The 20,931-nt window shown below is 67.0% G+C and carries 18 protein-coding genes; 11 read left to right on the forward strand and 7 right to left on the reverse strand.

Annotated features, from left to right (window positions below; all coding sequences use genetic code 11):
- Positions 1-161: 161 nt before the first annotated feature.
- Entirely contained in the window at positions 162-1,454 is a 1,293-nt protein-coding gene (locus tag L880_RS0101785; RefSeq protein ID WP_157462552.1) for an NAD(P)/FAD-dependent oxidoreductase, read from the forward strand.
- Positions 1,455-1,717: 263 nt separating this feature from the next.
- Here the strand turns inward: L880_RS0101785 and L880_RS0101790 are convergent, their stop codons facing one another.
- Positions 1,718-2,608 carry a SphA family protein gene (locus L880_RS0101790; RefSeq protein WP_245614870.1) on the reverse strand — a complete coding sequence of 297 codons (891 nt, stop codon included), beginning with the start codon at positions 2,606-2,608 and terminating at the stop codon, positions 1,718-1,720.
- Positions 2,609-3,184: 576 nt separating this feature from the next.
- On the reverse strand, positions 3,185-4,234 hold the full coding sequence (locus L880_RS31275) for an AraC-like ligand-binding domain-containing protein (protein ID WP_084460900.1): 1,050 nt from the start codon (positions 4,232-4,234) through the stop codon (positions 3,185-3,187).
- 352 nt (positions 4,235-4,586) lie between these two features.
- On the opposite strand from L880_RS31275, the gene L880_RS0101800 reads away from it, so the two are divergent.
- Genes L880_RS0101800 through L880_RS0101835 form a run of 8 tightly spaced genes read left to right on the forward strand, consistent with a single transcriptional unit; the run spans position 4,587 to position 12,943 of the window.
- Positions 4,587-5,873: an ABC transporter substrate-binding protein gene (locus L880_RS0101800; RefSeq protein WP_051442957.1), complete on the forward strand. Its 1,287-nt coding sequence runs from the start codon at positions 4,587-4,589 to the stop codon at positions 5,871-5,873.
- A 14-nt stretch (positions 5,874-5,887) separates the two neighbouring features.
- Complete coding sequence (locus L880_RS0101805) at positions 5,888-6,637, forward strand: ABC transporter ATP-binding protein (RefSeq protein WP_342669152.1); 750 nt, start codon at positions 5,888-5,890, stop codon at positions 6,635-6,637.
- Positions 6,624-7,316 carry an ABC transporter ATP-binding protein gene (locus L880_RS0101810; protein ID WP_027474208.1) on the forward strand — a complete coding sequence of 231 codons (693 nt, stop codon included), beginning with the start codon at positions 6,624-6,626 and terminating at the stop codon, positions 7,314-7,316. The genes L880_RS0101805 and L880_RS0101810 overlap by 14 nt, the downstream gene beginning before the upstream one ends.
- Before the next feature lie 5 nt (positions 7,317-7,321).
- Positions 7,322-8,194, forward strand: a complete 873-nt coding sequence (locus tag L880_RS0101815) for a branched-chain amino acid ABC transporter permease (protein ID WP_027474209.1) — start codon at positions 7,322-7,324, stop codon at positions 8,192-8,194.
- 17 nt (positions 8,195-8,211) lie between these two features.
- Positions 8,212-9,198, forward strand: a complete 987-nt coding sequence (locus L880_RS0101820; RefSeq protein ID WP_027474210.1) for a branched-chain amino acid ABC transporter permease — start codon at positions 8,212-8,214, stop codon at positions 9,196-9,198.
- Positions 9,199-9,255: 57 nt separating this feature from the next.
- Positions 9,256-10,269, forward strand: a complete 1,014-nt coding sequence (locus tag L880_RS0101825; RefSeq protein ID WP_027474211.1) for a carbon-nitrogen hydrolase family protein — start codon at positions 9,256-9,258, stop codon at positions 10,267-10,269.
- Between the two features lie 17 nt (positions 10,270-10,286).
- Positions 10,287-11,861 carry a methyl-accepting chemotaxis protein gene (locus L880_RS0101830; protein WP_027474212.1) on the forward strand — a complete coding sequence of 525 codons (1,575 nt, stop codon included), beginning with the start codon at positions 10,287-10,289 and terminating at the stop codon, positions 11,859-11,861.
- Between the two features lie 26 nt (positions 11,862-11,887).
- Entirely contained in the window at positions 11,888-12,943 is a 1,056-nt protein-coding gene (locus L880_RS0101835; RefSeq protein ID WP_027474213.1) for a phenylacetaldoxime dehydratase family protein, read from the forward strand.
- A 36-nt stretch (positions 12,944-12,979) separates the two neighbouring features.
- On the opposite strand, the gene L880_RS0101840 is transcribed toward L880_RS0101835, so the two are convergent.
- The 5 genes from L880_RS0101840 to mdlC form a co-directional block, all read right to left on the reverse strand.
- The gene (locus L880_RS0101840; protein WP_027474214.1) at positions 12,980-13,954 is read right to left on the reverse strand and encodes a Bug family tripartite tricarboxylate transporter substrate binding protein; all 975 of its coding nucleotides are present in this window, start codon (positions 13,952-13,954) and stop codon (positions 12,980-12,982) included.
- Positions 13,955-13,994: 40 nt separating this feature from the next.
- Positions 13,995-14,930 carry a ketopantoate reductase family protein gene (locus tag L880_RS0101845; protein WP_027474215.1) on the reverse strand — a complete coding sequence of 312 codons (936 nt, stop codon included), beginning with the start codon at positions 14,928-14,930 and terminating at the stop codon, positions 13,995-13,997.
- Positions 14,931-15,018: 88 nt separating this feature from the next.
- Positions 15,019-16,026, reverse strand: a complete 1,008-nt coding sequence (locus L880_RS0101850; protein ID WP_051442958.1) for a Bug family tripartite tricarboxylate transporter substrate binding protein — start codon at positions 16,024-16,026, stop codon at positions 15,019-15,021.
- Between the two features lie 48 nt (positions 16,027-16,074).
- A complete protein-coding gene (locus tag L880_RS0101855) occupies positions 16,075-17,526 on the reverse strand; it encodes an aldehyde dehydrogenase (protein ID WP_027474217.1) in 1,452 nt (483 codons plus the stop codon).
- Positions 17,527-17,570: 44 nt separating this feature from the next.
- On the reverse strand, positions 17,571-19,175 hold the full coding sequence (gene mdlC / locus L880_RS0101860) for a benzoylformate decarboxylase (RefSeq protein ID WP_027474218.1): 1,605 nt from the start codon (positions 19,173-19,175) through the stop codon (positions 17,571-17,573).
- Positions 19,176-19,282: 107 nt separating this feature from the next.
- On the opposite strand from mdlC, the gene L880_RS0101865 reads away from it, so the two are divergent.
- Positions 19,283-20,179 carry a LysR substrate-binding domain-containing protein gene (locus L880_RS0101865; protein WP_027474219.1) on the forward strand — a complete coding sequence of 299 codons (897 nt, stop codon included), beginning with the start codon at positions 19,283-19,285 and terminating at the stop codon, positions 20,177-20,179.
- 125 nt (positions 20,180-20,304) lie between these two features.
- Positions 20,305-20,709: a DUF2946 domain-containing protein gene (locus L880_RS0101870; protein ID WP_027474220.1), complete on the forward strand. Its 405-nt coding sequence runs from the start codon at positions 20,305-20,307 to the stop codon at positions 20,707-20,709.
- Positions 20,710-20,931 lie beyond the last annotated feature (222 nt).

The following is a 20,931-nucleotide window of genomic DNA, read 5'->3' on the forward strand; positions in this document are numbered from 1 at the left end:
ACAAGCCTGGGCGGGTTTTTTGCTTCAGGACAGGCACACCCGAGCAGATCCTTGTCGATCATCGCTGCCATTTCAACGACCGCTCCACCGAGGGAAGCACTGTGACCACCCCCATCCGCACCACCCCGGTGCAACCGTCGCACGAAACCGGCGCCCCGCACATGAATACCCCCGATCCCTCCGTGCCGCCTCGCCATGTGGCCGTCATCGGCACCGGTGCCGTGGGCTGCGCCACCGCCATCGAGGCGCTGCGCCTGGGGCTGCGCGTGACCCTGGTGGAGCCCGAGGCAGCCGGTGGCAGCCACGCCACCAGTTATGGCAACGCAGGCTGGTTGTCGTCGCATTCAGTGATCCCGCCGGCCTTGCCGGGCGCCTGGCGCCGGGTGCCCGGCTGGCTGGCCGACCCGCTGGGGCCCCTGGCGGTGCGCTGGCCCTACCTGCCCAAGGCGCTGCCCTGGCTGCTGCGCTACCTGGCGTCCGGCTGGACCGAGGCCCGGGTGCAGCGCACGGCCCATGCGCTGCGGGCCCTGCTGGTCGACGCGCCCGCGCTGCACCAGCGCCTGGCCGGCGAGGCCGGCGTGCCGCAGCTGATCGAGCAGCGTGGCCTGCTGCATGTGTTTCGCTCGCGCGAAGAGTTTGAGGGCGAGGCACTGGCCTGGCGGGTGCGGGCCCGCACCGGCGTGCAGTGGGTCGAATGGGACGAAGCCACCTTGCGTGAGCGCGAGCCCGATCTGGACCCGCGTTACCGCTTTGCCATCCATGTGCCCGAGGCGGGCCAATGCCGCGATCCGGGCCGCTATGTGGCGGCCCTGGCGCGCCATGCCCAATCGCAGGGGGCCGCGCTGTGGCCTGCGCGGGCCACCGGCTTCCGTCTGGAGGGCGGGCGCCTGCGCGCGGTCCTGACGGAGCAGGGCGAACTGCCGTGCGACGCGGCGGTCATCTGTGCCGGTGCACGCTCGGCCGCCCTGGCCGCGGCGGCCGGCACGCCGGTGCCGCTGGAGTCCGAGCGCGGCTACCACGTGCAGGTGCTGCAGCCCACCCGCGGCCCGCGCCTGCCCATGATGGCCGCCGACGGCAAGCTCATCGTCCACTGGATGGAGGGCGGCCTGCGAGCCGCCGGCCAGGTCGAAATCGCGGGTCTGCACGCGGCGGCCGATTGGCGCCGCGCCGACATCCTGTACCGGCACCTGCGCAGCATGTTCGAAGGCCTGGCCCCCAGCCCCGAGCCCGATGCCGTGCAACGCTGGCTCGGCCACCGCCCCAGCACCCCCGACGGCCTGCCCTGTATCGGCCCCTCGGCCGACTCACCCGATGTGGTGCTGGCCTTCGGCCATGGCCACGTGGGCCTGGGCGGCTCGGCCCGCACCGGCCAGTGGGCAGCCCGGCTGGCAGCCGGGCTGCCCGTGCAGCAGGATCTGGCGGCTTTCAGCCCCTTGCGTTTTCAGCGGCGCTGAACTGGCGCAGCCGCGACCCGGTGATGGCGGGCGGTAAGGATGCAGGCAGAGCCCGCGCCTGAGCTGGCAGGCATCTGTGATTCGGCGCGCTGGGCCACAGCGCTGGCACCAGGGCGCGCAAACTGCGGTGTCTTAAAAAAAGACGCCCGCCACACCTCGCAGCGTGACGGGCAAGGAGGATGGATTCCTCGGAGAAACGCAGCTGCCGGCGGGCTGGTGGCCGGGGTGTCTGGGTGTCTGGGTGTGGGCGGGCGGGCGAGCGATCAGAACGGGATGGCCGTCTTGATCCAGAAGGCCTTGCCTTCGGTGCCATTGCGCACGGCGCTCTCGGCCTGGAACTTGGCCGTGATGAACCAACCCTTGCCGTTGTCGTAGCGCAGCGAGGGGCCCAATGCAAAGCCACTGCTGCGGCTGTTGGCCACCACCGCGCCGGCCTGGGTGTCGCTGCTCCATTGGCGGCGCACGTAGCCGCCAACGCCCAGGGTCCAGCCGTTGCCCAGGCCGTAGCCTGTCGCGAAATCCACGAAGACCTCGTCACCTGAGCGGTACTGGGTGTCCTTGTTTTTCTGGTTCAGGTTGAAGGTGATCTTGAAGTCGCCATTGAAACCCCTGGACTGCAGGTAGGTCAGCCCGAACAGGGGTTGCAGCGAGGCATAGTTGCGCCCGATGTTGGCCAGGTCTGTCTTGTCGTAGCCGCCTGTTGGCAGCACCAGATCCAGGCCGGTGGCCGTGTGAAGGGCCTCTGAATGGTGGTGCGCGATGCCGACGCCGACCGTGATGTCGCCCACCCCCGTCTTGTGCTGGCTGGCACCGGCGGCCGATACCTTCAGGTCCACCACGGGGATGATGGTGTGAAACACCAGATTGCCGCCCCACACCGGCTGCGGTGTGGACCAGACGACCCGGGTGGCGACCACTGCCGCATTGACCTTGAAGCCGGGCACCGGCACCTGTTGGCCCAGGCCATCCTTCAGTTTGTCGGCCACGTAGAGGTTGTCGTAATTCAACACATACAGGCCCGGTGGTGGCACGGCGCCCACCATGAAGTTTTCCACCCCGGAAGGGTAGGTGGAGCCACCACCCTCGGTGGCCAGGGCGTGGCCGGACCAGCCCACCAGGGCCGCGGCGGCGAAAGGGAACAATCTGTTTTTCAAGTCAACTCCTGTGGGTTCTCGGTTGTGTCAAACACCCAGCCGTCGCGAGCTGTGAGGCGTCTGCGCTGCGGCTGGTGTGTCCCTGCCAGCGCCTGCCTGTCTGCAGTGCTGGTGGCCTGGCCCGGTCAATGGGCCGGGCTCACCGTGATGGGGCCGCCACGAAGGCCTGGTCAGGGGCTGCCAGCGGGGGGCTGGCAGCTGTTGAAAATTGTGGAATCGACTGCGCTTTCCGGCTTGTCCTGCTCCGACCTGCGAATGTTCCGGAAATGTCGGACTTGCCTCGATCCCGTATCCGGCTGTTCTGGAATCGACTTCGGTCAAAACCGGCCCTCTCAGCGGCGCGATGGGGCCGGGCGGTCTGCGGAGATTGGCCGTGAATCGTGGCGGAGCGACGAGCCCCCTCTGGGCGCCAGGTCGTGGAAGATCGATCGCCCGGTGGCCTGGCTGTCAGTGTCGGGGTGGGGGCAAGAAAACCCAGCCTTGGCCAGTGATGAGCCGGGGCGTTGTGGCGGCGGGCGCCATGTCAGGCGGTGTGCCTGCCTGAATGGCAGAGGCACCGCGCAGCGGGCCGAGGACTCACTCTGCGGCCATGGCTCCAACCGGCCGCATGGACAGGGCCTGCTGGCGGAACTCGCGCGGCGACATGCCGTACTGCTCCTTGAACGAGCGGCTGAAGTGGGCGGCATCGTTGAAGCCCCACGAGAAGGCGATATCGCTCACGGTGCGGTTGGCCAGCATGGGGGCGGTCAGGTCACGCTGGCAGCCTTCGAGGCGCCACTGCCAGATCAGGCGCGACAGCGATACCGGTTCGTTGCGGAACAGGCGCGCCAGATGGTCGGGGGACAGCCGGGCGGCCTGGGCCACGCTGGCAACGGAGAGGGCCGGGTCTTTCAGGCGCTCTTTCACGAAGGCCTTGATGCGCGCGACATGGTAGGCCTGCAGGTTGGACGGGCGACGGGTGTTGGCATGGGGCAGGCTGCGCAGCCCCGCGGCGATCATCTGGGTGATGGCGTCCGAGACACCCTGAACCGAGGCGGGGTGCAGGCGTTCGGATTCATGGCGCAGGGTGCTCACCATCGACAGCAGCAGGTGCCCGGCCGCACCATCGCCGGCCACGGTGGTCGCCGTCAGCTCCTCCAGGCCACTGACATGCCGCTCCAGGTCGGTGCGCGGCAGCCTGAGCACGAGAACATGGTGCTCTTCCTCCTCGAACAGCAACTCGTAGGGGCGGGTGCAGTCGTACACCACGAAGTCGCCTGGCTTCACGACGGCGATGCGCCCGTCCTGGCACACCACGCCGGTGCCTGCCTGCTGCAGCTGCACCAGACAGAAGTCTTCGCCGGCCCGTGATGTGTGCAGCGAGGTGCGGCGCACACGCTGCACATTGGCCCGCAGTTCGGTCAGGTCCAGTCCGCCGATGCGGGAGAACTCGATCTCTCCGAACAGATCTCTTGCCGTCGGCTTGTCGCATTCGAGCTGCACATAGATGGAGCAGATCATGTCCAGCCAGTACTCGAAGCGCTGATGTTCAGGCACCTGCTGAGTGTCCAGTCGGTGGCGTGCCCGGCCCGCAGTCGCCGTGTCCAGGGAGAGCGTCACTGGATCTGCGTGAAGAGAGTTGTTCATGGGGCAATTCCGAAGATCTGAGGCGTTGTAGGAACGATGTGGGGCTTTGCCGGCGGGGGGCACAGACCCCACGCTCCAAGCAAGACGCGCGCCTGCTGGCCGAAGTTAAGGCGGACGTTGATTCAAGGCATCAGGTTCAACCCTGGGTGGGGTGTCGAAATCGGGCTGGCGGGACGCCTGTGCCGCATGCAGTCAACTGGCGGGTCGGATCGGAGCAAGTGCTCCGACACCGGGCTCGCACAGAAGCCGCGATGTCGGAACGAGCCAAGCGTGGCGCAGCATCCAGCCAAGCTGCAACAGGTCCTCCCACCTAAGCTCAAGCCTCGATTTCACCCACCTCCACGAGGCACACATGCAAGACGATCTGCTCACCCCCGCCGGCAGCGAAACCCGGCGAAAGTTCCTGGTCAAAGGTTCGGCGCTTGCCGCAGCGAGCATTGCGGCACCGCAGGCATTTGCTGCCGACGATGTCATCAAGATCGGCTACCTCACCCATCGCACCGGGCCGTTTGCACCGTTTGCCGAGGCCGATCCTTTCATTCTGGAGAACGCCTCGAAGGCGCTTGCCAATGGGCTGAACATCGGTGGCAAGACCTACCGCGTCGAATTCATCGCCAAGGACGACCAGAGCAACCCGGACCGCCAATCCAACCTCGCTGCGGAGCTCATCAACAAGGACGGTGTGGACCTGATGCTGGGCCAGGCCACCATCGGCCCCGGCATCGCCCAGCAGTGCGAGATCAATGGGGTGCCTTGCATCACCACCATGGGCCCCTGGCAGGCCTGGATGTTTCCCATGAAGGGCGACCCGGCCAAGGGCTTCAAGAGCGTCTTCCACTTCTTCTGGGGCATCGACGACATTGCCAACGTCTACCTGGACATCTGGAAGGACCTGAAGCTGCCCAAGGTGATCGGTGCGGCGTTCGAGAACACGCTGCCTGGCAATGCCATGGGCGATCTGAAGATGGGCATGCCGGCGATGTTTGCCAAGGCCGGCTACAAGATCGTGGACATCGGCAAGTTCGCGCCGGGTGGCAGCGACTTCTCGGCGCAGATACAGGCCTTCAAGAACGAGGGCGTGGAGATCGTCACCGGCCTGTTTGCCCCGCCCGAGTGGTCGGGCTTCGTCAAGCAGAGCGCGCAGATGGGCTTTCATCCCAAGGTCGCCACGATCGCCAAGGCCTTGCTCTTCCCGGGTGGCGTGAAGGCGCTGGGCAAGAGTGCGCATGGCATGTCCACCGAGATCTGGTGGTCTCCGGCCTACCCGTTCCGCAGCAGCCTGACCGGTCAGACCGCCCGCCAGCTCGCCGACGCCTACACCACCGCCACCCGCAAGGAGTGGACCCAGCCCATCGGCGTGATGCACGCCCTGATTGAAGCCGGTGTGGCGGCGCTCAAGGCCAGCGGCGATCCCAAGAACCCGCAGAAGGTGGCCGATGCCATACGCAGCCTGCGCCAGGACACGGTGATCGGCCGACTGGACTTTGCCGGCAGCGGCATCAAGAACGTGTCGAAGATGCGGGTCGTGGGCGGGCAATGGGTGATCGACGACAAGGGGCGCCTCGACATCGTCGTCACGCACAACGGCACCGCACCTGAGATCCCGGTTCAGCGCAAGTTCGAACTGCTTCCGGCCTGATGGAGAGGGCTGACGTGTTGCTGGAACTGAAAAAAGTCACCAAGTCCTACGGGGCCACCCGGGTCATCAAGGGCCTGGACCTGCAGGTTGCTCGGGGCGAGTTCGTGGGGGTGATCGGCCCGAACGGGGCGGGCAAGACCACGGCCTTCGGCTTGATCGCCGGGCACTTGCGCTGTGACAGCGGCGAGGTCTGGCTCGACGGTGAGAACGTCACGACCCAGGGGGCGGACCAGCGCTGCCGGGCAGGCATCGGCAGGACGTTCCAGATTCCGCAGCCCTTCAGCGGCCTGACCGTCTATGAGAACACCCTCGTGGCCGCGATTTACGGGGCCGGGATGCACGGCGATCAGGCGGCTGCAGCGGCGCACGACGCCTTGCGCCGCTGTGGGCTGGCGGTGGTCGGCAACCAGATGGCCGGGGGGCTGACGCTGCTGCAGCGCAAGCGCCTGGAAGTGGCCCGAGCCCTGGCCACCGGGCCCAAGCTGCTCCTGCTCGATGAGGTGGGTGGCGGGCTCACGGACGCCGAAGTCCACCAGTTGCTTGAGCTGGTGGCCGAGATCCATTCGCAGGGCGTGACCGTGCTCTGGATCGAACACCTGGTCCATGCACTGGTGAAGGTGGCACGGCGCCTGGTCGTGCTGTCGGAAGGTGCCTTGCTGGCCGACGGCCTGCCCGGCGATGTCATCGCCAGTCGCCTGGTGCGCGAGACCTACCTGGGCTCGGAACTGGAGATGCAAGCGGAGGTCGAGCATGCTGCAGGTTGATCGCATGGATGCCCACTATGGGCTGTTCCAGGCCTTGTTCGATGTCAGTCTGCAACTGGCACCCGCACAGACGCTGGCCCTGATCGGCTCCAACGGCGCCGGCAAGACCACGCTGCTGCGCACGCTGGCGGGTGCGTTGCGCGCACGGCCCGAGAGCATTCTTCTGGATGGGGTGTGCATCAGCCAGGGGCATGAGTTGCAGCGCCTGCACCAAGGCATTGCGCTGGTGCCGGAGGGTCGGCGCCTGTTTGCCAGCCTCACGGTGCGCGAGCACTTGCAACTGGCCGAGCGCAACGGTCGACCGGGGGCGTGGACGAGCGAGCGCGTGCTCGATGAGATGCCGGTCTTGCGCGGCTTGCTGAGCCGGCCCGCCACGGCCATGTCCGGGGGGCAGCAGCAATTGGTGGCCATCGCCCGTGCGCTCTTGTGCAACCCGCGCTATCTGCTGTGTGACGAGGTGTCGCTCGGGCTCTCACCCCTGGCGGTGGACGAGGTCTACCGACTGTTGCGGCAGGCGCGGGCCTCGGGCATGGCCTTGCTGCTGGTGGAGCAGAACGTGCAGCGCGCCTTGCGCGAGTCGGATCATTTTGTCTGCCTGCAAAAGGGGCGTGTGGTGCTGCAAGGCCTGTCCGCGCAGGCAGACCGCCACGACGTGGCCACGGCTTACTTCGGAGTGTGATGGGCATGAACAATTGGATCGAACTGTTGATCAACGGGCTGTTGCTGGGGTCGCTCTACGCCCTGTTTGCGCTGGGTCTGAGTCTGAGCCTGGGGGTCATGAAGATGATCAACCTGGCCCACGGCGATTTGATCGTGCTGGGGGCGTATGTGGCGTGGACGGTCATGGAGGCGACCGGGTGGTCCGCCCTGGTCTGCCTGGCCGTGGTCCTGCCCCTCATGTTCTGCGTCGGCTGGCTGCTGCAGGCGGTGCTGCTCAACCGGGTGGTCGGGGCGCATGAACTCTCCCCCCTGCTGGTGACATTCGGCCTGTCGGTGGTCATCCAGAACCTGCTGCTGGAGGTGTTCAGTGCCGACACGCGCCACCTGCCCTCGGGCGATCTGACCTTGCGGGGTCTGGACCTTGGCGGCGTTTCGGTCGGCGTGTTTCCACTGCTCATCGGCGCGGTCAGCGTGCTGATGTATGCCGTCATGCATTTGCTCGTGGCCCACACCCATGGTGGGCGGCAGGCCCGCGCCGTCTCCGACGACGCGCCGGCGGCGCGGCTGGTGGGGGTGGATGACAAGCGATTCTTTGCACTGATGGCCGGCCTGGTCATGGTGGTCACCGCACTGGCCGCCGTGCTTTACGGCATGCGCACGCCGTTTGCCCCCATGGCTGGCCCGGAGCGACTGCTGTTCGCCTTCGAGGCCGTTGTGATGGGGGGGCTGGGCCACCTGTGGGGCAGCTTCTTCGGCGGCTTGCTGATCGGGTTGGCCCATGTCCTGGGGGCCCAGGTCAACCCCGGCCTGGGGGCCTTCTTCGGGCACCTCACCTTCCTCGTGGTGTTGCTGGTCCGCCCACAAGGGCTGTTCCGTCCCTTCACGCAAAAGCATTGATAGAAAGAAAAGAAAACATGGCCATGCCCTCTGTGTTTCGATCCGCGCTCCGGTCCTGGCGCGGCCTTCTGGTCAGCCTTGCGCTGGTTGGCGCCCTGGCTGCGTTGCCTTGGTTTTCGGGCTTCGCCACCCAGCGTCTGCTGGTGGAAGTCTTCACGGTGTTCGCGATCGCGATGGCCTGGAATCTGCTGGCGGGCTTCGGCGGCCTGGTGGTGGTGGGGCTGCATGTGTTCGTCGGTGTGGGGGCCTACGCCCTGTTCTTCCTGTCCAACCAGCTGGGCTGGAACCCCTGGGCCACCTTGCCGCTGGCCATGGGGGTCACCGGTCTGTTCGCGGCCTTGACGGCGCTGCCGATGTTTCGACTCAACGGTGCCCATTTCGCGGTGGGGACCTGGGTGCTGGCCGAGCTGATGCGCATTCTGGTGCTCAACAGCGATGCGCTCGGCGCCGGCGGTGGCATGCCCCTGGTCACACTGGCCGGGTTCAGCCGGTCAGATCGCAACCTGGGCACCTATTGGGCCGCATTGGCGGTGGCCGTTCTGGCCCTGTTCTGGGCCAGGGGGCTGTTGAAGAGCTCGCTCGGCCTGGCCCTGGCCGGCATCCGCGACAGCGAGCCCGCGGCACGCGCCAGCGGCGTTGCGGTGACACGCGCCAGGCTGCTGCTGTGGCTGATGTGTGCGTGCCTGTCGGGTCTGGCGGGTGCCATCGCCTACATGAACACCTTGCAGGTCAGTCCCGATGCGAGCTTCGGTCTGTCATGGACGGCGATGGCCATCTTCATCTCCGTGCTGGGCGGCATCGGCCACATCGAGGGGGCGGTCATCGGCACGGTCATCTTCTTTGCGCTGCGCGAGTCCAGCGCCGATTACGGCGTCTGGTATTTCGTGGCGCTGGGCCTGATCGCCATCGTCACGATGGTGCTGTCGCCCCAAGGTGCCTGGGGCCTGGTGCGTCGCCGCTGGCCCGATCTCGACCCCTTGCGGACCCGGCGCTGGATGCCCTGAGGTCTGCCACTTCCTTCCAACCCACCTGCCTTTTCAATTCACTCTGGAGTAAACACCATGGGCATTTCCCATCCCAAGTACAAAGTTGCCGCAGTCCAGGCTGCACCGGTCTGGCTGGACCTGGATGCCACGGTGGACAAATGCATCCGCCTGATCCAGGAGGCCGCCGACAAGGGCTGCAGCCTGATCGCATTTCCCGAGACCTTCCTCCCGGGTTACCCGTGGCACATCTGGCTGGGGGCGCCGGCCTGGGCCATCGGCCGCGGCTTCGTGCAGCGCTATTTCGACAATTCGCTGTCCTATGACAGCCCGCAGGCCGAGCGCTTGCGCCAGGCTGTGAAGGCCGCCGGCATCACCGCCTCGCTGGGGCTGTCCGAGCGCAGTGGGGGCAGCCTCTACATTGCCCAGTGGCTGATCGGCCCCGATGGCGAAACCATCTCGCAGCGGCGCAAGCTGCGGCCGACCCATTCCGAGCGCACCGTGTTCGGCGAGGGCGATGGCAGCGACCTGAAGGTGCACGACACGCCGCTGGGTCGACTGGGCGAACTGTCTTGCTGGGAAAACCTCCTGTCGCTCAATCGCTACGCCATGTTTTCTCAGCATGAGCAGGTCCACATCGCGGCCTGGCCCAGCTTTTCGACCTACGAGCCGTTTGCCCACGCCCTGGGCTGGGAGGTCAACAACGCCGTCAGCAAGGTCTACGCGGTGGAAGGCGGCTGCTTTGTGATCTCACCCTGCGCCATCATTTCCCAGGCCATGGTCGATGAGTTGTGCGACACCCCGGACAAGCATGCCCTGACCCATGTCGGTGGCGGGCACACGGTGATCTACGGGCCGGACGGCGCGCCCTTGGTGGACAAGTTGCCGGAGGACGCCGAAGGCCTGTTGATTGCCGAGATCGACCTCGGCCAGATCGGGGTCGCAAAGAATGCCATGGACCCGGTGGGCCATTACTCGCGGCCCGATGTGCACCGCCTGCTGCTCAACCGCAAGAAGGCTGCACGGGTCGAGCACCTTGCGCTGCCCCTGGACGCGGCAGACCTGCAGCCCGAAGCCACCCCGGCCGATTGAAGGCGGAGCAAGCAGCCGTGCCCAAGCTGATCCCTGTCTCCATCCGAAACCGGCTGCGGCTGGCCTTTGCGCTCATGATGTTGGCCGGCACTCTGCAAGCGGCCGTCGGCGCATGGGCGGTCTGGGGGCTGTCGCAGGTGAGCGCCGAGGCCGTGGCCCGGCGCCTGCCCGCCAGCGTTGCGCTGCAGCAGTTGGGGTCGGTCACCGCCAACTTCCGGATTGCGCAGTTCCAGTACAGCCTGGCGGCGGAAAGTGATCGACCGGCACTGGAGGCTGCCATGGACAGGCAACTCCAAGACGTGCGCCGGCAGGCCGGGATGCTGGCCACCGGCATGGCCGGCAGCGATCTGCAGCAGGCGCTGTCGGCTTTCACCCAGGCCTGGGATGGCTACTTGCAGCACGACCGCAGCATGCGCCGTCTGATGGCCGATGGTCTTCCGTTGCAGGCCACGGACCTGCTCAATGGCGATGCCCGGGCCGTCTATGAGTCCTCGCAGCAGGCCTTGGGACGCCTGAGCGCGGTGAATGCTGAGCAGGCTTCGGCCCTGGGGCAGGAGGCACAGACCCGCCGGGATCTGGCGGGGCTGGCCTCCGTGCTGGCCATTGCCGGCACGCTGGCCTGCGGCATGGGCCTGGTGTGGCCGGTGATCCGGCGCCTGCACAAGACCTTGACCCTGGCCCGCCAGGGTGCCGGCGATCTGGCGCGCGGCCTGCTCCGCTTTGAGCACGATGCGCAGGGGCATGACGAACTTGCCGAGTTGATGGGGGCCATGCGCGCCATGGCTGCCCACTGGAACGGGCTGGTGATCAACATCCGCAATGCGGCCCGGCAGGTGGCCGCTGCCAGCCAGGAAGTGGCCCAGGGCAGTGCGGACTTCAGCCATCGCACCGAACAGCAGTCCAGCCACGTGCAGGTGCTCGCACACCTGGTGGCGGGGCTCGAGGCGGCGGCACAGGACAACCATCTGCGGGCTCAGGAGGCTGAAAAGCTTTCGCGTGACTCGGCACGGGATGCGCGACGCAATGCGGGCCAGTTGCAAGGCCTCCAGTCCTCCATTCAGCACCTCAACGACAGTGCGAACCGCATCTCCAGCATCAGCACCCTCATCGACGGCATTGCCAACCAGACCAACATCCTGGCGCTCAATGCCGCTGTCGAGGCGGCGCGTGCCGGTGAGCATGGACGGGGCTTCGCCGTGGTGGCCAGTGAGGTGCGCCAGCTGGCACAGCAGTCGGCGCAGGCCGCCCGCGACATCAAGCAGATCGTGCTGGACAGCCAGGAACACAGTCAGCATGGGGCGCAACAGGCGCAACAGGCCGTCCGCGAAATCACGCAGCTGGCCGCCAACGCGGAGCAGACCCTCGGTGGTGTGGGGCTGATCCTGCAGACCAGCCAGTCACAAGCACAGGGGGTGGCGCAGATGAATGGCCGCACCCTGGACATCGACCAGGCCATGCAGCAGAACGCGGCGCTGGTCGAGGAACTGACCGCTGCCGCCCAGGCGCTGCGCGAGCAGGCTCACTGGATCGTGACCCTGATGCTGAACTTCGAGGTGCAGGAGCCGGATGGACTTCGGCTCGGGCACCCCTGACCCACCCTTGTTGACAGGAGATCTCCATGGAATCTGCCATTCCCTTGGCACTGCGTTGCCCGCGCTCCCGGCCACCCACCCGCGGGGATGACTACAGCCCCCCCAACCCGGCCTTCACGGCCCGCTTCGGCGACGCGCTGCAGCCGATGACCGTTGCTTTTCTGGGGGCCCAGTTCCGCAGCCCCGAGGGCGAGGCCCTGGCCCGGGCGGCCGTCGGCCTTTGGTGCGATTTGGCAGAGCACGCCCCCGATCACCACGACATCGCCCAGGGGACCGATGAGGCGGGCTTCCGCACGCTGGTCTGGACGGGCTATTGGCGCGATGCCGCCCGGTTCGAACAATGGCGCCAAGGGCTTGCCTTTGGGGCTTGGTGGAACAGCGAGCATCGCTTGGACGAAGCTTGTGGCTGGTTCATGGAGGTGGCCAGCCCCGCCCCGCAACGGCTTGAAACGCTGTACTCCAGCCCGGATGGTTTTGAGGGCTTCGGTCGACTCGCCAGCCACATGAGCGCAGAGATCCGCGAGCATGGCTACTGGGGCAGCATGCGGGACCGCCTGCCCGCCTCACAGACCGAAGCGCTGACCGAAGCGCTGACCGCCGCGGCACCTGCCAGCCCGGTGCCCAGGCCCAACCGGCGTGCCCGCGTGGCGTTTTCTGCGGTCGATCACCTCGCCCTGATCCGCTCGGGGCAGGACTGGTCAAGAACTGCAGGCCTGGAGCGGGAGCGCTATGTGCGTGATGTGGAGCCTGTGCTGCGGGCAGGCATGGACTTTCTCGACAGCGAGGCCGGCCTGGCCATCGGCTGTCTGTCCAGCCGCTACCTGCGCATTGTGGACAAGGATCTGCACCCGGCCGAGAAAAGCTATGGACTCAGTTGGTGGGCCAGCCTCGCCGACATGGAGCGCTGGGCCCGTGACCATGCCACCCACAGCGCCATCTTCGAAGGCTTCATGCGCCTGGTGCAGGACATGAACCTGGAACTGGCCCTGCGGCTGTCGCACGAAGTCTCGGTGTTGCGCTCCAGCGAGCAGCGCTTTGAGTACATCAATTGCCACGAACGCACCGGCCTGCTGCGCTCGTGATCGGCCCAGCCGGCCCGCAGGGCGCGCGGCGCCCTGTCAGTCCAGCGAGATGTTGCGCTCGCGGATCAGCCGGGGCCAGTACTGGCTTTCCTGCGCCCAGTGCTTTTGCATGCTGGCTGCATCGGTGGGGGTGGGTTCGATGCCCATGACCGCGAACTGGCTGCGAACCGCCTCTGTCTGCAGTGCCCTCTGCAGCTCCGCGCTGAGGCGGGCCACCGTCTCCTTGGGTGTGGCCATCGGCACCACCAGGCCTTGCCAGGCGACGGCCTCGATGTCGGTGTACCCCAGCTCCATCAGCGACGGCACATCGGGCAGGGCGGACAGGCGCGACCTGGAGAACGTGGCCAGCGGCTTGAGCTTGCCGGCCTTGATCATCTGCATCCCGGCGGCCGAGTCGACCACCATCAGGGGCAGTTGGCCGCCCACCACGTCCTGGATGGCCGGGGCGGCTCCGCGGTAGGCGATGTGCGCCAGATCGAGCTTGTTGCGGGCCTTCAGCATCTCCATGGCCAGGTGGTGCGGGCTGCCAACGCCCGGGGTGGCGAAGTTGATCTTGCCGGGGTTGGCCCGTGCCGCCTCCAGCAGGGCCTTCACGTCGGCGTAGCCCGCGTTCGGGTTCACGGCCAGCAGCAGCGGAAAGCGCGCCATCATCCCCACCGGGGCGAAGTCCTTCTGCGGCTCGTAGGAGAGCTTCTTGAACAGGGCGGTGTTGAAGACCAGGGTGCCGTTGTCGGCGGTGAAGATCGTGTAGCCGTCGCCCGGCGACTTGGCCACGTTTTCGGCGCCGATCACGGTCGCGCCCCCCGGCTTGTTGTCGATCAGCACCGATTGCCCCAACTGGGCCGCGAGCTGTGTGCCCACGGTGCGGGCCAAGGCGTCCGAGCCTCCGCCGGCGGCATAGGCGACCACCCAGCGGATGGGCTTGGAGGGATAGGCGTCCGCCGAAGCGGTGCCGTGGCTGCCACAGGCCATCAGGGCGGTGCTCAGCAGAATGGAACGTCGGGTGTGCATGCTTGTCTCCTTGGAATGGTTTGAGAGGTCGGGACCCGGTTCAAGCAGCCGGGGGGCTGGCTGCGCCACGGGCCTGCACCAGCCGAACGAGCTGCAGCAGGGTGCGGGTGCACGGCACCGGGATGCCGTGGTCTTGTGCGTGGGCCACGATGGCGCCGTTGATGGCCTCGATCTCGGTGGGCCGGCCGGCCAACACGTCCTGCAGCATCGAGGGTTTGTGGCCCCGGTGGTGGGCGATGGCCGAGGCCACCTTGGCTTTGCAGGCCTCGACATCCGCATGGATGCCCTCGGCCTGGGCCACCGCCAGTGCTTCGTCGACCACGGCAAAGGCCAGCGCCTGGCCGTCGCCCTGGCCCAACTCATCGACCGTGCATTGGCTGACCGCGCAGATGCTGTTGAGCGCGGCGTTGAAAGCGACTTTCTCCCAGATGGAGGACCATACGGCGGCGTCAACCGTACTGGCCAGACCGCACTCGTTGAGCGCCTGCGCCGCCGCCGCCACGAAGGGGCGGTCGCAGCCGTCTGCCGCCATCATGCGCACCACCCCCTGGCCATGGGAGCGGATATGGCCAGGGCCCGCGAGGTCGGCGGGCCAGGTGGTCACCCCGATCAGAACGCGCTCCGGTGCCACATGCTGACTCAGGGTCTCCACATTGCCCAGGCCGTTTTGCAGCGACAGAACATAGGTGTCCGGTTGGATCAGGTGTCGCACCCCGGCCAGCGCGGCGGCGGTATGCAAGGTCTTGGTGAAGACAAGCATGAGCTCTGGTGGCTCCGAGGCCTCTGACGGCAGGCAGGCGCGAAGGCCACGGATGTACCGGTCACCCTCGTCTGTCTGGAGATGAAGCCCTTTGGCCCGGATGGCCAGCAGATGTGCTGCGTTCACGTCCACCAGCGTGACCGCATGGCCACTCTCTGCCAGCAGTCCCCCGAACAACGATCCCATGGCGCCTGCGCCGACAACAACAATCTTCATGGTGAAACTCCCGCGGTGGTCCGCGTCTCAAGGGGCTGCGCCGCGCAGGCGGCAGGTTGGTGAAATCCAAGGCTGGGCGGCATGGGCGTCAATCTCCCAGGATCTTTCGGTCGCGAATCAGCTTGCCGAAGCGCAGGCCGTCCTCCAGTGCCTTGGTGTGGAACTGGCTGGGCGTCATCGGTGCCGGCTCGCCACCGAGAGCCAGGATGCGTTCGCGGGGGCCCGGCAGAGCCAGCGCCCTGTTGACCTCGCGATTGAGTCGGCTGACGATGTCGGGCGGGGTGCCGACCGGCGCGTAAAGCCCAAACACGGTATCTGCATCGAAGCCCTTCAAGCCGACCTCGTCGAGCGTCGGCACATCGGGGAACAGGGGCGAGCGCTGGAGGCTGCCGACAGCCAGGATCTTGAGCTTGCCGGCCTTGATCTGCGGGATCGCCACGCCTGGATCGAACAGAAAATCCAATTGCCCAGCCAACAGGTCGGTCAGCGCTGGGGCCGCGCCCCGGTAGGGAACGTGTGTGGCAAACACCTTGGCTTGCGACTTCATCATCTCGGCGGCCAGGTGCGGCGAGCTGCCATTGCCCGGCGAGCCGAAAGACAGCTTGCCCGGGTGGGCTCGAAGCTGGGCCAGGAACTCTTTGGCGTCCTTGGCCGGAAAGCTGGGCAAGGTCACCAGGAACACCAGCACGCGGGCTGCGGCGGCCACCGGCTCGAGGTCTTTGCCCGGGTCGAAGGACATCTTGGGATAGAGGTGCGGGTTGACCGAGACCATGCCCCCTGAACTCATGAGCAAGGTGTAGCCGTCGGGCGCCGATCTGGCCACGGCTTCACCGCCGATGTTGCCGCCTGCACCGCTTTTGTTCTCGACCAGCACGGGCTGGCCGAGCGCCTCCTGCAGGGGCTGCGTCAGGGATCTGGCAATCTGATCTGCCGCGCCGCCAGGCGGAAAGTTCACGATGATCTTGATGGGCTTGGCTGGCCAGGCCTGCGCCAGGGCGAGGCCGGGCAGGGCCAGCGAGAGGGCGGTCAGCGCGGCGCCCAGGGCCCGTCGGGCGCCCTGGCCACCCGCCAAGCGAGAGAGGCGTTGTTTGTCCATGTTGTCTCCATGATTTTTTGGGGGGCAGGGCACGCGCCAGCGAATCACTCAGAACGGGTAGTGGCGTTCGGTCGTCTGCAGGGTCACCCAGCGCAGATCCGTGAAGGATTCGATGCCGGCACGCCCACCGAAGTGGCCATAGCCCGAATCCTTCACACCGCCGAAGGGCATCTGGGGCTCGTCGTGCACCGTGGGGGCGTTGATGTGGCAGATGCCGGACTCGATGCGGCGCGCCACGTTCCAGGCCTTGGCGATGTCGCGGCTGAAGACGGCAGCCGACAGGCCGAAGGCGTTGTCGTTGGCGCAGGCCACGGCGGCATCCACACCGTCCACCCGCACGATGGGCTTGACCGGGCCGAAGCTCTCCTCCTGGTAGATCAGCATGTCGGGTGTCACGTGGTCCAGCAGGGTGGCAGGCATCAGGGTCGAGTCGGCCTTGCCGCCGCACAGCAGGGTCGCCCCCTTGGCCAGGGCGTCATCGATCAAGGCGTTGCAACGCTTCACCGTGCTCATGTCCACCACCGAGCCCAGAACCACCGGGCCCTGGCGTGGATCGCCCAAAGGCAGGGACTTGGCCTTGGCCGTCAGCCGGGCCACGAAGTCGTCGGCAATCGCCTGGTCCACGATGATGCGCTCGGTCGACATGCAGATCTGTCCTGAATTGGCGAAGGCGCCGAAGGCGGTACCCTGTACCGCGGCATCCAGGTCTGCGTCCTCCAGCACCAGCAGAGGTGCCTTGCCACCCAGCTCGAGGACGGCGGGCTTCAGGTGTCGGGCACACAGGTTCGCGATGATCCGGCCCACCCGGGTGGAGCCGGTGAAGTTGACCCGGCGCACGGCAGGGTGGGCCACCATGGCTTCCACCACGGCGCCGGCGTCCTCCGGTGCGTTGGTGATGAAGTTCACGACCCCGGCGGGCAAACCCGCCTCCTGCAGTGCCTCGATGATCAGCCCGTGCGTGGCGGGCGACATCTCGGACCCCTTGAGGACCACCGTGTTGCCACAGGCCAGGGGAGTCGCCACGGCGCGCACGCCCAGGATGACCGGGGCGTTCCAGGGCGCCATGCCGAGCACCACACCCGCCGGCTGGCGCACGGCCATGGCCAGGCTGCCTGGCACATCGGAGGGAATCAGCTCACCACCCACCTGGGTGGTCAGGGACGCAGCCTCTTGCAGCATGCCCGCGGCGACATGCACGTTGAAGCCGGCCCAGATGGCCGAGCTGCCTGTCTCCGCTGCCATCGTGGCCGCGAAGGCGGCGGACTTTGCTTCCAGCGCGGTCGCAGCCTTCAGCAACAAGGCGCGGCGAGCCCCCGGGCCCAGTGCGGCCCAGGCCGGGAAGGCCTTTTGCGCCGCCTCCACGGCACGGATCGCATCAGCTGGGGTGGCTGCAGGTGCGCATGTCGCCACCTCACCATCGAGCGGATTGCGGCGTTCAAAGGTGCGTCCCGAGGTGGCGTCGCAGCGCTCACCCTGAATCAGAAGCTGAATTTTTTGCATGAATGTCTCCTTGTGGTTCGGATGGAAATATCGGAGGGCGTGGCTCAGGCCACGACGAGCTCGATCAGGCAGGGGCCATCGTGGTTCAGGGCCTTGGCCAGGGCCTCGTGCAGTGCGTCGGCTTGGTCGACACGCCAAGCGGGCAGACCATGGCCAGCGGCCAGTGCAGGGAAGTCGAGGCCGTCCAGGTCGGTCCCCTCGGGCGTCTCGCCGGGGGCATAGCCGAACACCGGCGCAAAGTCCTGAAGCGCGGCGTAGCGCCGGTTGTTCAGGATGACGAAGGTCAGTGCCAGCTTGAGGCGCGCGGCACTGAACAGGGCCTGGATCGAGTACATGCTGGAGCCGTCGCCGATCAAGGCAATCACGCGGCCTGGCAGGCCGAGTTGGCGACGCGCCAGCGCAACGCCGACCGCGGCCGGCATGCCGTGTCCCAGCCCGCCACTGGCCATGGTGTAGAACGAGTCCGCCCCAGGCATGGGCAGGTAGCGCTGCATCACGCCGCGGGATCCGGGCGCCTCTTCCACCACCACGTCATGGGGCTGGCGCAGCTCGTCGAGCGTCTGCAGCGCGAAGGCCACCGACATCGGGCCGGTCGGCTCAGCCCGCTCGGCGGCGGGCCGAGCCGCTGGTGCGCTGCGCAGGGCCTCGCCCGAGGGCGCTGCCAGCAGGCTTTGCACCGCCAGCCGGACGCTGCAGACCACGCTGTGGCCCGCAGGTGTCCAGGCCGCAGTGTGCGGATCATCGACGATCTGCCACAGCGTGCTGCCCTCGGGGATATGGGGGCCCTGGCCCTCGATGTGGTAGCTGAACGCCGGTGCGCCCAGCACCAGGATCAGGTCGTGGCCTGCCAGGGTGGCGACGATGCGTTCGCGCATCGGCGGCAGAAAGCCCGAGAACAGTGGGTGCTGCTCGGGAAAGCCGCAGCGCGCGCTCATGGGGGCGGTGTAGACCGGCGCCTGGTGGCGCTCGGCCAGCTTGACCACGGCCTCCATGGCCGCATCGCGGTCCACCCCTGCACCGACGACGATGACGGGGGAGCGGCTGTCCGCCAGGGCCTTGGCCACCTGCGCCAACAGGGCGGGATCCGGGGCGCTGGCATGGCTGACCTGCCGTGGCGTTACCCAATCGCAGGTCTTCTCCCAGTCGTCCGCCGGGATCGAGATGAAGACGGGGCCTTGGGGCGCCTGCATGGCCACCTGGTAGGCCCGCAACAGGGCCAGCGGCACGTCCTCGGCGCGGGCGGGCTCGATGGCCCATTTCACATAGGGCCGCGGCAGTTCGGTGGCCTGGGTTGCCGACAAAAACGGGTCGAACGGAAGGATGGAACGGGCCTGTTGGCCGGCCGTGATGATCAGGGGCGTCTGGTTGCGGAACGCCGTGAAGATGTTGCCCATGGCGTGGCCCACGCCTGCTGCCGAGTGCAGGTTGACCATGGCCGCGTTGCGCGTGGCCTGCGCATACCCGTCGGCCATGCCGACGACCACCGACTCCTGCAAGCCCAGGATGTACTGGAAATCCTTCGGGTAGTTGCGGAACATGGGCAATTCGGTCGAGCCCGGGTTGCCGAAAACCGTGTCGATGCCCAGGTCTCGCATCAAGCGCACAAAGGCTTCGCGCACGGTGGGTCGGGGGGGCGATTCGATGGGCATGGCGTCTCCGTCTGGTTCAACAACTTGTTTGATGACGCGAGTTTGGGCACAAGCAATAAGTCGGGCAACAATATGAGCCTACTAAGTGCCATTGGAAAACCCAATAAATGGAACAGCTCGATCTGAACCTCCTGAGGGTCTTCGATGTGATCTATCGAACCCGCAACGTGAGCCGTGCCGCCGAACAGCTGGGCCTGTCCCAGCCTTCCACCAGCCAGGCCCTGACACGGCTGAGGTTGGCGCTCGGCGATCCCCTGTTCGAGCGGACCCGTGGCGGCGTCCGACCCACGCCCCGGGCCGACGACCTGGCGCGCTCGGTGCAGACCGGCCTGGCCCATCTGGAGGCCGGACTGGCCTCCGACAACACCTTTGACCCACGCAGCTCCAGCACCGAGTTGCGCATCCACCTCACCGACATCGGCGAGGCGCGGTTTCTGCCGGAGTTGATGTCCGAGTTGAGGCGGGTGGCCCCCGGTATCCAGGTGCAGGCGAGGGCGTTGCCCCAGTCTGAGATCGGGCTGGCGCTGGACAACGGGGACATCCATCTCGCCATCGGGTTTCTGCCCGAGCTGACCGGCTCGGCCAGCGAACAGTTGCTGTCGGACCGCTATGTGGTGCTGCTGCGCAAAGGACATCCGATCACGGAGTCGCTCAAGCGGCCCGTCCTGAGCCTGCGAAAGATGCACTCCCTGGAGTTGGTGGCCGTGCGCTCGCATGCGCAAACGCTCCAGATGCTGCGCGCCGCCAGTCTGGACCGGCAGATCAAGCTCACGACGTCGACCTTTCTGGCGCTGCCGGGCATCGTGCGCCACTCTGACCTGGCGGTCCTCATGCCGTTGGCGATTGCGCGCGAATTCGTGCAGGACGGGCCTTTCTTGCTGCTCGATACCGAGCTACCGTCCAATGCCTTCAATGTCGCTGTGCACTGGAGCCGACGCCACGAGCACTCGCCCCTGGTTCGATGGGCGCGTGGGCTCGTGGTGCGCCTGTTCCGCAAGGCCTGAGGCTTGAGCGCATGGCACATTCTCGATCCCGTCCGTCTGCGCTCAGGGGCCCGTGTTGCGATGAAGATTCATTGATCTGATGTAAGCCTTTTGTGAACCCATGGCTGCATAATCTTCCGCTGTCCATGCGCCACTTGAGCAACACCTTCCGCAGTGCCCCCGGCCGCCGGCTTGCCAGCTGGTGGATGGTGGCGGCCATGGTGCTGGCCTCGCTCATGCCCACGGTCTCGCGGGCCCTGGCGGCGCAGCAACCATCGGCCCTGATCTGGGCCGATGTGTGCTCGGCGACCCCGGCTTCTGGCAAGGGTTTGGCCCGTGTGGCCTTGGCCGATCTGTCGGACACCCCGGCCGTCAGCATCGATGACTGCGCCTACTGCGTGCTCATGCTCGATCGCCTGGGCCCGGCGCCCAGCCTGGAGCTGCCGGTGCTGGCGCCTGAGCGGCCCCGCTGGCGGTTGCCGGCCCCCACTGTTCCCGATCTGCGCCCGGACCTGCGTCTGGCGCATCCACGCGCCCCGCCTCTGGCCTGAGGGCCCTCCCAGACCTGTTGGGGTGCGCTGCGTGCCTGCTCGCTTGAGCGAGCCGGTCTGCGGCGGCACAGCCCTGGCCCAGGCCCTTTCAACACCTTGTGGCGCCATCTGGTGGCGGTTGCCCTGTGGGCACCGCGCACCCGGAGTGCACACGCCCGTCACCACCCCCTGAGGGTTGGCTGCGCCGTGCCGCTTCACTTCACTTTCTGATCGGAACACCAG

Origin of the sequence: Curvibacter gracilis ATCC BAA-807, from assembly GCF_000518645.1 — a bacterium.
Classification (GTDB): domain Bacteria; phylum Pseudomonadota; class Gammaproteobacteria; order Burkholderiales; family Burkholderiaceae_C; genus Curvibacter; species Curvibacter gracilis.